Source organism: Flavobacterium chungnamense, assembly GCF_039539165.1.
In the GTDB taxonomy this organism is placed as follows: Bacteria; Bacteroidota; Bacteroidia; order Flavobacteriales; family Flavobacteriaceae; genus Flavobacterium; species Flavobacterium chungnamense.
Genome location: NZ_BAABCS010000002.1, coordinates 43,698 through 57,285 on the forward strand (window position 1 = coordinate 43,698; position 13,588 = coordinate 57,285).

Annotated in this window: 13 protein-coding genes; all 13 read left to right on the plus strand. The window is 30.1% G+C overall.

All coding sequences use genetic code 11. The features are described from left to right. Window positions 1–47: 47 nt before the first annotated feature. A complete protein-coding gene (locus ABD771_RS00055) occupies window positions 48–1,673 on the plus strand; it encodes a DCC1-like thiol-disulfide oxidoreductase family protein (protein ID WP_425556435.1) in 1,626 nt (541 codons plus the stop codon). Window positions 1,674–1,710: 37 nt separating this feature from the next. Then, on the plus strand, window positions 1,711–2,832 hold the full coding sequence (gene rffA, locus ABD771_RS00060; protein WP_345089092.1) for a dTDP-4-amino-4,6-dideoxygalactose transaminase: 1,122 nt from the start codon (window positions 1,711–1,713) through the stop codon (window positions 2,830–2,832). A gap of 56 nt (window positions 2,833–2,888) precedes the next feature. Continuing rightward, window positions 2,889–3,401 carry an ArsR family transcriptional regulator gene (locus ABD771_RS00065; RefSeq protein WP_345088806.1) on the plus strand — a complete coding sequence of 171 codons (513 nt, stop codon included), beginning with the start codon at window positions 2,889–2,891 and terminating at the stop codon, window positions 3,399–3,401. Window positions 3,402–3,412: 11 nt separating this feature from the next. Further along, on the plus strand, window positions 3,413–4,261 hold the full coding sequence (locus ABD771_RS00070; protein WP_345088809.1) for an ABC transporter permease: 849 nt from the start codon (window positions 3,413–3,415) through the stop codon (window positions 4,259–4,261). Between the two features lie 80 nt (window positions 4,262–4,341). Beyond that, window positions 4,342–5,592 carry an ABC transporter ATP-binding protein gene (locus tag ABD771_RS00075; protein ID WP_345088812.1) on the plus strand — a complete coding sequence of 417 codons (1,251 nt, stop codon included), beginning with the start codon at window positions 4,342–4,344 and terminating at the stop codon, window positions 5,590–5,592. After that, window positions 5,580–6,887, plus strand: coding sequence for a glycosyltransferase (locus ABD771_RS00080; protein ID WP_345088815.1), 1,308 nt, complete (start codon window positions 5,580–5,582; stop codon window positions 6,885–6,887). Before ABD771_RS00075 ends, ABD771_RS00080 begins: the two co-directional genes overlap by 13 nt. A gap of 5 nt (window positions 6,888–6,892) precedes the next feature. Next, the gene (locus tag ABD771_RS00085) at window positions 6,893–7,501 is read left to right on the plus strand and encodes an acyltransferase (RefSeq protein WP_345088818.1); all 609 of its coding nucleotides are present in this window, start codon (window positions 6,893–6,895) and stop codon (window positions 7,499–7,501) included. A 17-nt stretch (window positions 7,502–7,518) separates the two neighbouring features. Next, a complete protein-coding gene (locus ABD771_RS00090; RefSeq protein ID WP_345088821.1) occupies window positions 7,519–8,670 on the plus strand; it encodes a glycosyltransferase WbsX family protein in 1,152 nt (383 codons plus the stop codon). Window positions 8,671–8,688: 18 nt separating this feature from the next. After that, entirely contained in the window at window positions 8,689–9,618 is a 930-nt protein-coding gene (locus ABD771_RS00095) for a glycosyltransferase (protein WP_345088826.1), read from the plus strand. Between the two features lie 9 nt (window positions 9,619–9,627). Then, the gene (locus tag ABD771_RS00100; RefSeq protein ID WP_345088829.1) at window positions 9,628–10,674 is read left to right on the plus strand and encodes an acyltransferase family protein; all 1,047 of its coding nucleotides are present in this window, start codon (window positions 9,628–9,630) and stop codon (window positions 10,672–10,674) included. An 11-nt stretch (window positions 10,675–10,685) separates the two neighbouring features. Next, entirely contained in the window at window positions 10,686–11,600 is a 915-nt protein-coding gene (locus ABD771_RS00105) for a GT-D fold domain-containing glycosyltransferase (RefSeq protein WP_345088832.1), read from the plus strand. A 9-nt stretch (window positions 11,601–11,609) separates the two neighbouring features. Further along, window positions 11,610–12,590, plus strand: coding sequence for a glycosyltransferase family 2 protein (locus ABD771_RS00110; protein ID WP_345088835.1), 981 nt, complete (start codon window positions 11,610–11,612; stop codon window positions 12,588–12,590). Window positions 12,591–12,592: 2 nt separating this feature from the next. Further along, window positions 12,593–13,585 (plus strand): glycosyltransferase, encoded by a 993-nt coding sequence (locus ABD771_RS00115; protein ID WP_345088838.1) that lies wholly within the window; start codon window positions 12,593–12,595, stop codon window positions 13,583–13,585. Window positions 13,586–13,588: the final 3 nt, after the last annotated feature.

Here is a 13,588-nt window from a genome sequence, read left to right on the forward strand (position 1 = left end):
TTTTGTTTGGTGCCTTTACTAGATTCTTTACTATACTAAATTACTTGATGAGTTTAATACTTATTGGTAGTATTGGCTCTTATGAATATCATGTTTTTTATGCTTATATGGGTGTAAATTTTTTACTTATATTTCTACCCATTAGCCAATGTTTTTCAATAGACAGGTTGATACAAAAGCTTAAATATTCTAACACTACGTTTCAATATAATCCATCTAAAAAAGTAAAACAGTTGTATTACTTTTTGCCATTATTTGTAGCGATTGGACTGGTTTATTTTGATTCCATTTTTGTTAAGTTAACAGCAAATAGTTGGTTGCAAGGATTAGGAATGTGGATGCCAAGTTCCTTTCCAATGATGGTGCATAATAACTTAACATTTGTTTTAAATAACAAGATAGTAATGTTGTTTTTAGGCTATTTAACTTTAATTTTTGAAGCTTTATTCATTTTTTTGTTTTTTAGAAAAAAATTTAGAATACTAATGTTAATAATTGGAGTTGGACTTCACTTAGGGATTTTAATTACTTTTCCAATTCCTTGGTTTGCATTAATATTTATTTCGTTGTATTTGTTATTAGTACCAGTTTCATTTTGGCAAAAAGTTTTTAAAATAAAAAGTTATAAGAAGACATTGAAATTTTACTATGATGCAGAATGTCCATTATGTGTTAGAACTAAAATCATAATAACTCACTTTGATTTTTTTAATAAAATTGAATTTAAAACTGTTCAGTTTGATGCCTCAGAAGACACTGGTTTGAATGATATAGATAGAAATACTTTGTTGGATGATATACATAGTGTTGATTTAAAAGGGACTGTTTTTTCAGGAGTTGATACCTATATTCAAGTTCTTAAAAGAATCTTTTATCTGTATCCAATTTCATTATTATTGCGAGTTCCAGGTATTTATCATTTAGCAAAAAAAGTATATGCTTATGTTGCTTTAAATAGAACTAACGAACGTTGTACAGAAGAAAATTGCGGATACAATCCACCGGAAATCCCAAATGATTCTAACATTAAATTACTGCAAAACTATAATGTAAATGATTTGAAGCTTAGTTTATTTAAACTTTTAATATATTCATTATCATTTGCTCAGTTAATTATCATATTAAATAGTCCCTTAAGCAACAAATTTTATGCGTTCACTGGATTTGAAAAAAGTAAAATTCATAGTTATTTTTCAGCATTTAATCGTAATTTAATTTCTACAACAAAACCCTTATTTGGATTAACATCACATAATGTATTTATTGATGATATTCATTACAAAGGCTATCAACATATTATTGCTATTCTTTATAAAAATAGTGTTACTAATGAAGAGGTTTGGTTGCCTATAATTGATAAGAACGGACAACCATCATACTATAATTATGGAACAAATTGGAGAAAGGTTTCTTTTAGTATGAATAATCCTAACATTAACTTAAAAATACTAAATGATGGTGTAAGAGATTTTACTGCTTTTTGGGCAAGTAAAAATAGAATAGATTTAAAAGATGCAACTTTTTTAATCAAAGTAAAGAAAATTGATTCACCAAAAGGTTGGGAAAAAGACTTTCTAAATAAACAAATTGCTAAGCCATGGATTGATGGCGGCTTTATTCAATGGAATGACAACCAATTTTCATCACAAATAAAAGATATTGAAAGTTTATAAAAAATAATAGAATAAGACTACCTTATAAAATATGAATATGATCCCATTCAATAAACCTTACTTAACTGGAAAAGAAACACATTATATTTATGATGCTGTTAATTCTGGTAAAATTTCTGGTAACGGAAAATATACTCAAAAATGTCAAGCTTTTTTTGAAAGTCATTATGGGTTTAAAAAAGCACTATTGACTACTTCTTGCACTGATGCTTTAGAAATGAGTGCTATGCTAGCTAACATTGAACCTGGAGATGAAGTTATTGTGCCAAGTTTTACGTTTGTTTCAACTGCTATTGCTTTTGTAAGGCAAGGTGCAAAAATTGTCTTTGCTGATTCTTGTGCTGATAATCCCAATATTGATGCTGATAAAATAGAAGCATTGATTACCGATAAAACAAAAGCCATTGTTCCTGTTCATTATGCTGGTGTAGCTTGTGATATGGATAAAATTATGGAGCTGGCTGCAAAGTATAATTTACTTGTAATTGAGGATGCCGCACAAGCCATTGATAGTTTTTATATAGGTAAAGACGGTGTTAAAAGAGCTTTGGGAAGCATAGGTCATATGGCCGCTTTTTCTTTTCATGAGACTAAAAATATTGTTTCTGGAGAAGGAGGAATGTTGACTATTAATGACGAACGTTTTATTCATAGAGCTGAGATTATTTGGGAAAAAGGCACCAATAGAGCTGAATTTTTTAGAGGAGAGGTTAATAAATATGGTTGGGTAGATACCGGTTCTTCTTTTTTACCTTCAGAGGTTATTGCCGCTTTTCTTTGGGCGCAAATTGAAAATATAGACATTATTCAAGAGAAAAGAAAGTTACTTTGGAATGCCTATTATGATGGATTAAAAGCGCAATCTAATGTTGTACTGCCTCAATTGCCAGAATATGCCACCAATAATGGTCATATGTTTTATATTGTTGCAAAAAATATAGAACATAGAACAAAGATTATAAACGTTTTAAAAGAACATGGTTATCACGCAGTATTTCATTATATATCTTTACATTCAAGTGATTATTACCAATCTAAACACGATGGAAGAAGTTTGGATTATTCTGATAAATTTACCGATTGCCTTTTGCGATTGCCTTTGTTTTTTGAATTAGAAATGGATCAAGTTAAAGCCATTTCAAAATTAATAACGGAATAGTTATTTAGTATTAAAAAAACGAGTACTTTTATTACTCATTATTAGCACAACTGATTATGTTAGAAACTCTTATTACTTCTAAAACGCGTATTCGTATCTTGGTAAAGTTCTTTATCAATGCGGCTAATAATGGACATTTACGTGGCTTGGCAGAGGAGATGAATGAATCCACTAATGCCATAAGAAAGGAATTAAACAACCTTTCTGAAGCTGGCTATCTAGAGAAGAAAGCAGCTCAGAATAGGGTTTCCTATAAAGCCAATATCAAACATCCCTTGTTTAAAACATTACAACAAATAGTATTCAAACATTTAGGTTTGGATGCAATTATTGACATGATTTTAGAGCGAATGGGGCAAGTGGAGCAAATAGTTATTTTAGGTGATTATGCTAATGGAATTGATTCGGGTGTCATTGAGGTTTTAATCGTTGGTAAACAATTGAATGCCGATTATATTGACCAATTGGCTCTAAAAATTGAAGAAGAAATAAAACGTGAGGTAGTATTTACCTTGCAAGATGTTCCAGCTGAGACAGGACTGGTTATTTATGAGAATTTTGAAAGTTAATAACTAAAAATATGAGCAATAATAAACAATTGTGGACCGAAGAAATAAAAGCAGATTCTTCATTATTTTCGGTCAATTTTAAAGAGCTTTGGCATTATCGCGATTTGTTGCTAATGCTTTTGAAAAGAGATTTTATTACCTTTTACAAGCAAACAATATTGGGTCCAATATGGTTTTTTGTACAACCCATTTTAACCTCGTTAATTTATGTTGTTTTGTTTGGTCAAGTGGCCAAATTATCAACAGATGATTTGCCTCAGATTCCTTTTTATTTAGCAGGAATTACCATTTGGAATTATTTTGCAGATTCCTTGATAAAAACCTCTTCTGTATTTCAAAGTAATGCCTCCATATTTGGTAAAGTATATTTTCCAAGATTGATTATGCCTTTGTCTATTATTTTCTCGGGTTTATTAAAATTTGGAGTTCAGTTTTTATTATTTATTGCAGTGGTTTTTTATTATAGTTTTACTAATCAAATTCAACCCAATTTATGGATATTAATGACGCCACTTTTAATTCTTTTGATGGCTGGTTTTGCTCTGGGATTAGGAATGATATTTTCGTCAATGACTACCAAATATAAAGATTTGAGTTTTTTATTAGCTTTTGGAATTCAATTGTATATGTATGCCACTCCAGTAGTTTATCCAATTTCGGAAATGCCAGAAAAATATAGATGGATAGTAGATGCCAATCCACTTACAGGAATTTTTGAATGTTTTAGATATGGTTATTTAGGCGCAGGACATTTTGAACCAAGTAGTTTGATTTATACCTCTTTGTTTGTTGTTGTTTTACTTTTTGTTGGTGTCATCACCTTCAATAAAGTAGAAAAAGGATTTATGGACTCTATTTAATTATTTTATAAAATCGCCATTAACAAAACCAATAAATAAAGCGAAACATAAATGACCGCTAAAAAATAATATTTACATTTATGAAAGAATTAGCAATAATTGCAGAAAATATATCAAAGCAATATCGATTGGGAGAAGTAGGAACAGGAACATTAACCCATGATTTAAATCGATTTTGGCATAAAGTACGAGGTAAAGAAAATCCTTATCTTAAAATAGGAGAAGCCAATGACAGAACCTCTGTTGGTGATAGTGATTATGTTTGGTCATTAAGAGATATTAATTTTGAGATTCAACAAGGCGATGCCGTTGGAATAATTGGAAGAAATGGCGCTGGAAAAAGTACGCTGTTGAAACTTTTAAGTAAAGTAACAAAACCAACCACAGGAAGTTTCAAAGTTAACGGAAGAATTGCTTCTTTGTTGGAAGTGGGTACAGGATTTAATCCAGAAATGACAGGAAGAGAAAACATTTATCTTAATGGAGCTATTCTAGGAATGCGCCGTGCAGAAATTACTAGAAAGTTTGATGAAATTGTAGCTTTTTCTGGAGTTGAACGCTATATTGATACACCTGTAAAACGCTATTCTTCTGGAATGTATGTTCGATTAGCCTTTGCCGTTGCAGCTCATTTAGAAAGTGAAATACTTATAGTTGATGAGGTTTTAGCAGTAGGAGATGCCGAATTTCAGAAAAAATGTTTGGGAAAAATGGGCGATGTGAGTAAAGGTGAAGGACGAACCGTTTTGTTTGTTAGTCATAACTTGTCTGCAGTAAAAACTCTTTGTAACAAAGGAATGTTATTGCAAAACGGAAGTTTAATTCACTCAGGAAATATAGATGAAACTTTAGATTCTTATCTTTTCAACTATTTGGATAATGATAATTCTTCTACCCTAATTTTTGAAGAAGATAGTTCAAAAGAAGCGCAAATAGTATCAGTAGAGTTGAAAGATGCAGACGGAAAAAACTGTTTAGAATTTTATACTACTAAAGATATCTATGTTCATATTACCATTAATAACAGAGTTAAGAATGATAATGCGAGGTTAAATTTTTCAATACTAGATAAATATGAAAATGTTTTCTTTATTAACCGTCGCGAGCTTGATTTCACCGGAATAAAAACATGGGTTGTAAAAATTCCAAATGAATGCTTAATTGCCAATAATTACATGATTGGATTAGCTTTAGACGTTCCAAAAATTAAGTTATTAGATTTACCAACCAAAAAGATAGGTTTGAATATTGTTAATATTGAACAAGAAGAATTGAAAGAAGGTGATGTGGAAAATGGAATTTTTAAAATACCAATTCAATGGGAATCGTAAATAAGAAAATATTATTTTTATCTACAGGAGATGTTAATGGTGCTTATGAGGCAATTTATAAATTAAGTTATCTTTTTTCTAACGAAGGGCATACTGTATCTATGTTGGTAAAAAACAAAACTAAGAACGATAATTTTATTAAACAATATAAGTATCCTGAAAGTGTTCAAAAGTCATTATTTACTAGAGTTATTGATAAAATAAAACATAAATATTTCAAACAGATTAAAGAAGAAATTATAACTTTTGATTTAAAATATAATTTTATAAGCAAGGAAGAAAATAGCCATAATATTTCTCCAACGTTAGTTGTTGAAACAATAGGTTTTGTTCCGGATATTATTATTTCTGGTATGACTAATGATTTTATGAATTCAACAGATTTGTTAGAAATTCAACAATATACTGGAGCACAAGTTTATAATGTCACTGTCGATATGAATCATTTTACAGGAGGTTGTCACTATGCATGGGATTGTAATGGGTATATAAATGGTTGTGATATTAATTGTCCAGCCATTACATCAGAAAACGGAAAAGAACTAGCTAAAAATAATTTTGAAACAAAACTCAATAACGCTAAAAAAGGAAATTTTAAGATTATTTCAGGCTCAGAATGGACGCTAAATCAATCAAAGAAATCTTTAATTTATAGGAACCAAAATCTTTATTTAAATATCAATAGTTTAATTGATACAAAATTAATGAATGGTAATAATAGAGCTTTTGCAAAATCTATTTTTGATTTAGATGATAATAAATTCTACATACTTATGGGTTGTCAAAATGCAAATGATCCAAGGAAAGGTTTTGAGTATTTATTAGAATCACTGAAAATATTAGAAAGAAAGTTAGATAATTCTCTAAAATCTAAAATTGAAGTGTTGATTGTTTCAAGACAAAAGTCAGATGATTTTGATGAAATTCCATTTGCAAAAAGGCATATTGATTATATAAAAGATTATAGGTTATTATCTTTACTTTATCAAGCATCAGATTTATTTATAAATTCTTCTGTAGAGGATTCTGGACCAATGATGGTATCAGAAGCATTAGCATGTGGTACTCCTGTTGTTGGTTTTGATATGGGTATAGTAACAAATATGGTTACTAATGATTTTAATGGTTATAAGGCAGTTTTAAAAGATTCAACTGATTTAGCAAATGGTATATATAAAGTACTTACTTTATCTGAAGCAGAATATGAAATGTATTCAAAAAATGCAATTCGTCAGGTAGAAATGTATTCTTCTTTAGAATATGCAATGAAAGAATTATCTACAATATTAAAATAGTTAAAATGTTTTTATCAATAAAAAATAAAATATTTAAGTATCTTTTTATAAGAATTGAAAATATTCAAAAGGAAAATGAATTTACCAACAAACAAGCACTATTAAGAAGTTTCAAAAAAGTAGGAGCTAATAGTTCATTTGGAAAGGATAACATTATAAAAAATCCGCAGTATATTGAAATAGGAGCTGATTTTTCCGCTTTAGATCGCTTTAGAATAGAAGCTTGGGATGGTTATTTTGGACAAAAGTTCGAACCGAAAATAACAATTGGTACTAATGTCAATTTCAATACAGACATTCATATTGGATGTGTAAATTCAATCACTATTGGTGATAATTGTTTGTTTGGCAGTAGAATATACATTACAGACCACAATCATGGTGATACGAGTGATGGAATGATTTCGAAAACACCACTAGAAAGACCTTTAATTTCAAAAGGTCCAGTTGTTATTGAAAATAATGTATGGGTAGGTGAGGGAGTTGTCATAATGCCAGGTGTCACAATTGGAGCGAATAGTATCATTGGGGCGAATTCGGTTGTTACAAAAGATGTTCCTAAAAATACAGTTGTAGCTGGTGTTCCAGCTAAAATATTAAAACAGTTAGTTTAAAAATATAAAATTGAAGCATGTCAAAGAATATTAAATTTCTAGCTTACTATTTACCTCAGTACCATCCCATTCCAGAGAATGACCAATGGTGGGGAAAAGGATTTACAGAATGGACCAATGTGGTTAAAGCAAAACCTTTGTTTGAAGGTCATTATCAACCACGTCTTGCTGCCGATTTGGGTTATTATGATTTGCGTGTTCCTGAAGTAAGAGCACATCAAGCACAATTAGCAAAAGACTATGGTGTTGATGGATTTTGTTATTATCACTATTGGTTTGGTAACGGTAAAAAAGTTCTTGAACGACCTTTAGAAGAAGTAATAAAATTTAAGACACCTGATTTTCCTTTTTGTGTATGTTGGGCTAACGAAACGTGGAAAGGGATTTGGTTTGGAGGCGATTCTAAACAAACGCTTTTAGAACAACTCTATCCTGGAAAGCAAGATTATATTGACCATTTTAATTATCTTTTGCCAGCTTTTAAAGATGAACGGTATATAAAAATAGACGGTAAATGTTTGTTTAATGTTTATGCACCTTACTTAATTGATGATTTAGATTTGTTTGTTACCACTTTTAGAGCGTGTGCCAAAGAAGCAGGAATTGGTGATTTATATCTTATGGCAACACGATGTCCAGAAAATTGGAATCCTTTAGATTATGGTTTTGATGGTGGCGTTGGAGTTTCACAATTTACTAGTTTACGCTATGTTACTGGTCCGTTGTATCAAACTTTTACAAGAATGGAGTTGTTGAAAAAGCGCGTTAAAAAGTTCTTTTTTGGAGAGGAAAAGTTAGATTTAGATTTTGAAAACAGAAAGAAACCACTACTTGTAGAATATAAAGAAGCTATTAAATATTTGTTGCCACCAGAGCAGTATGATTATGATTTTTTTCCTTGTGCAGTAAATGATTGGGATAACACCGCAAGAGCTGGTCACAAAGGTGTGGTATTGAATAACTCAACACCAGAACTTTGGGAGCAACACTTAACAGAAGCTTGTAATTATGTTGCCAATAATGATTCTGAACACCAATTGGTTTTCTTAAAGTCTTGGAACGAATGGGCAGAAGGAAATTATTTGGAACCTGATGCTAAATGGGGTCACCAATACCTTGAGGTTATAAAAAGAGTAAAAGAGAAATTTAACGGAATAAAGCAATACTAATTGCCTTAGTATAAAGTTATGGCTGAAAAAAAGATTTCTGTAATGATTCCCACCTACAATTGTGCTCATTTGTTGCAAAAAACAATTGAGTCGGTTTTAGACCAAGATTTGGGTGAAGAACTTATGCAGATAGAAGTTATCGACGATTGCTCTTCTGATAATCCAGAACAAATAGTTAAGGATTTTGGTAAAGGTAGAGTTCGTTTTTTTAGACAAGAAAAGAACGTTAGGCATGTGAAAAATTTTCAAACGGCTATACAACGTGCCGAAGGAGAAATTATTCATTTGTTGCATGGCGATGATTATGTTTTGCCTGGATTTTATGAAGCGATGTTAAAAATGTATGCCGACCATCCAGAAATTAAAGCATGCTTTAGTCGAAATTATAGTGTTAATGGTGCTGGCGATATTATTCATTCATCGTCTTTGATGCAAGAAACGAATGGTGTTTTAAAGGATTTTTTCAGTTTAGAAGTCACCGACCAATTTATACAAACGCCATCTATTACAGTTAAAAAAGAAGTTTATCAAACTATAGGAACTTTTAATCCTACCTTATCATGGACAGAAGATTGGGAAATGTGGGCTCGTATTGCTAAGCATTATCCAATGGGTTATATTACAGCACCATTAGCTTGTTATCGCGTTCATGATACTTCTAGTACTTCACAGAAAAAGATTACTGGAGAAAATGTTTTGGATTTGATTCGTTTAAAAAAGATTTTGATGAATCATTGCGATACTAATGAGTTAAGAGAAAAATGCAAGAACTCATTAAACAGAATTATTTTTGAATTTGCTATTAAAAATTATGTTGCTGCTTCTAAAGTAGATAAAGCACTAACAAGAAAGCATTTGATTATGCTAATAAAATATGCGCCTAATTTTAAATCGAAGGTGTATCATGTGCTTATTTATATTAGAATGTTTTTATTTTATAAATCATAATGCCACTCTATGCGTATAGAACAACTTACTTTTACTCGATTTGTTGCAGCATTAGCAATAGTTGTCTTTCATTTTGGAAGTACAGCCAATCCTTTTGCATTTAAGTATGTAAATTCTTTTGTTTCTCAACTTAATTCGGGAGTTAGTTATTTTTTTATGTTATCTGGTTTTATAATGATTATTTCTTATTGGGATAAAGGTGTAATAAATTGGATTGATTACATTAAAAATAGAATGGCTAGAGTTTATCCTATTTATTTTATTGGAATTTTTGCTGCACTTTTTCATTCAATAATAAAGCTTGATGTAAATTTGTTTGATATCTTTTTTAATGTAATAATGATGCAGTCATGGATTCCAGGTAGAGCACTTACTGGTAATCCTCCAGGTTGGTCTATATGTGTTGAATTTTTATTTTATTGTATTTTTCCATTTCTATTTAACCTTGTGTATAAACCTTTGATAGAAAAACATTTAATAAAAATAATTTTAGTAGTTGTTTTGGTGTTTATTTTTTCCCAATTTATTTTTCTTTACTTTTATAATTCGTCTTTTTATAAAGGATTTCCATCACAAAGCCATGATATGTTGTTCTTTTTTCCTTTGATGCACTTGAGTGAGTTTTTGATTGGGAATTTAGCAGGTCTTTTTTTTATAAAATACGGAAAAGATTTAATAAGGAATTATGATATTCCTTTAGTTATATTGGTTTTGATTTTGGTTACAGTTCTATCTTTTCCTTTGTCTGGGTTAAGTTATTTTAATGGATTACTTGCCTTTATAATTATTCCAATAATTTTATTATTATCTATGAATAACGGAAAGATTACGCAATTGTTTAGTAGAAAATCGTTTGTGTTTTTGGGAGAAATTAGTTATAGTTTGTATATACTTCAATTTCCGTTTTATGTTTATTTGCGACATATTGTTATTTATAATGTAACGGTATCATTTTTTGTAAAGTTGTTTGTATTAATCATTATCTCTTCTTTAACTTATTTATATATAGAAAAGCCGTTGCGAAGAACAATTAAGAATTTAAAATTTCAAAAATAATAAGTTAAATTATGATAACATCAGCATTAAAAAAGCTATTACTTAAAAATAAAAAACTAGAATTTTGCTTTTGGTATTGCAGAACTTTAGACAAAAGAATTTTTCTTCCTAGAATCAAAGTGATGAGTCTAGAAGCAACTATTATTGATTTGGTAACAACCAATAAAAGCATTGCGCGTTATGGAGATGCCGAGTTTAATGTAGTAATGAAGAAAGCCAACCCAAATTATCAAGCTCATGACGAATTATTGTCTCAAAGGTTGTTGGAAGTACTACAATCTGATTTAGATAATTTTATGGTTGCTATTCCAGGACCATTTTATTCAATGAAAGGCGAACGAATGCCAATAAAATATTTTTGGTATACCTACATTAATAAAAATGGCAAAGAATTGTTTGCTTATTTTAATAAAAAGAAAGTATACGGAAACGCAGGAATTACAAGGTTTTATTTAGGTCAAAGTGACAAAAGGGTTTCTTATAAAATTGCAAAATTATTGAAGCAACTTTGGGATAAGAAAGATTTACTTCTAATTGAAGGTGAATTATCAAGAATGGGTGTTGGAAATGATTTATTCGATAATGCAAACAGTATTAAGCGCTTATTGTGTCCGTCAAAAAACGCTTTTAATTCGTACGATGCTATTTTAGAAGCGTCAATTGCACATGGAAAAGATAAAGTTATCTTGATAGCATTAGGTCCAACAGCTTCTGTGTTAAGTTATGATTTGGCCAAATTAGGCTATAAAGCGTTAGACGTAGGTCATATTGATGTAGAATATATGTGGATGTTGATGAAAGCAGAACGTGTAATGCCTATTAAAGGAAGGTATGTTAGTGAAACAAGAGATGAAGAAGATTATGAAATTCCAGAGCCATACAATACAATTTATCAAGAAAGTATTGTTGGTAAAGTAGGTCTATAAAAAATAAGTATGAAGATTTCAATTATTATTCCGGTTTATAATGTTGCCCAGTATTTGAGGCAAAGTCTGGATAGTGTATTAAGTCAAAGTTATAATAATATAGAAATCATTATAGTTAATGATGGTTCTACTGATGATTCGCTTTCTATTTGTGAAGAATATTTACAAAAAGACGAGCGAATTTTATTGCTTAATAAAGCTAATGGAGGATTGAGTGACGCTAGAAATTTTGGATTGCCAAAAGCTACAGGTGATTATATTTGGTTTGTTGATAGCGATGATTGGATTGTTGCCAATGCTATTGAAATATTAGTTGCTAATTTATCAAAAATGCGTTGTGAAGTACTCGGATTTTCGTTTATAAATTATTTTGAAGACACCCATAAATTTTCTGACATAGCCTATTCACAATCCATAGGAGTAACCACTGGAAATGACTATATCTTAAAATCAACTTTTTTCTTTCCAAGTGCCTGGTCTCATATTTACAGTAGGGCTTTTTTAGAAAAGCATCAACTTACTTTCAAAGTTAATCAGCTACATGAAGATGATTATTTTAATTTCGGCTGTTTTGGGCGTATAACATCTATTGCTAAAATTGAAGATGGATTGTACTATTACCGACGTCGTGAAAATAGTATTACCACTTTAGCCTCAAAGGAAAATTTGTTAAAAAGAATGAATTCTTATGTATCTTTATTACAACTTTTCGAAATTATAAATGATATTGATAAATCATTTTTATTAAAAAAAGGAAATGCCTACAAACGTAATTTATATGAATTATTGAATCAATATGTTTTGTTGGAAACAATCCCATTTGCAGAAAAGTATTCACAAGTGAAAGCACTTAAACCTTGGTTAAAAGGTTTTAAATCTGAAGGGACTCAGTTTAGTCATTCTAAAAAGAATTGGTTAATTAAAAGTTCTTTGCAACTTAATGCTCTTTTATTTTTAATAACTTTATCATTACTAAAACCAAACAAATAATTATGAAGCTTAGTATCGTTTTACCTATTTATAACACTGAAAGTTATCTAATACGATGTTTGGATAGTGTTTTTCAACAAGATGTATCTGAGGATGACTATGAGTTGATTGCTATTAATGATGGCTCTACAGATTATTGTTTGTCTATTCTAAGAGATTATGAAAAAAAGTATAAGAATTTAGTTGTAATCGACCAGAAAAATGCAGGAGATTCGGAGGCAAGAAATAGAGGATTGGAGTGCGCTCGTGGAACTTATTTAACGTTTTTAGATTCTGATGACGCTATAGAACACTTTAGTTTGGGTACTATAATGAAAAAGGCAGAAAGTGAAAACTTAGACATTCTTTACTTGAGAATGACACAATATGATGAAAATGGAAATTTTATAGAAGAATTACCTGCTGTAGGTGAAGATGCTATTATTTTACCTGGATTTGAACATCCAAGAAGAACTTTTCCGGCGACTTTGTACAGAAGGTCATTAACCCAAGGATTTATATTTGATAAAGAAATTCTGTTGGGTACAGAAACGGTTTTTAATGCCTTGTCACAATCAAGAGCTTTGCGTTGTTCTTATATTTCAATTCCTTACTACAAATATACTTACAGGTTAAATTCTATAAGTAAACAAGGACGCAACGAGCGTTGTTATTCTGGTTACATAAAAGGTATAAAAAATATTAAAGCTTTTAAAGATGAGGTATACCCTAATCCAACAGCGATACAGAAAAAGTATTTTGATGCTGTGATTACCATTTTTATGACACGAATAGTAGATTTGAGTATTCTTCCAGAAATGAATGAGAAGAGGTTTGTTGAAATTCAATCGGTTATGAAAAGTTTGGATTTGAGTTATATTATCGATTCACTTTCTGAAAATTACAAATTTTTGAATGGTAGTTTTTTCATGTTTTCTAGTTATCAAACTTATTTGGAGTACAAACATAAGTTGTATGTGATTGCACATAACATTAAAAAGAAATTTAAAAAATAGATC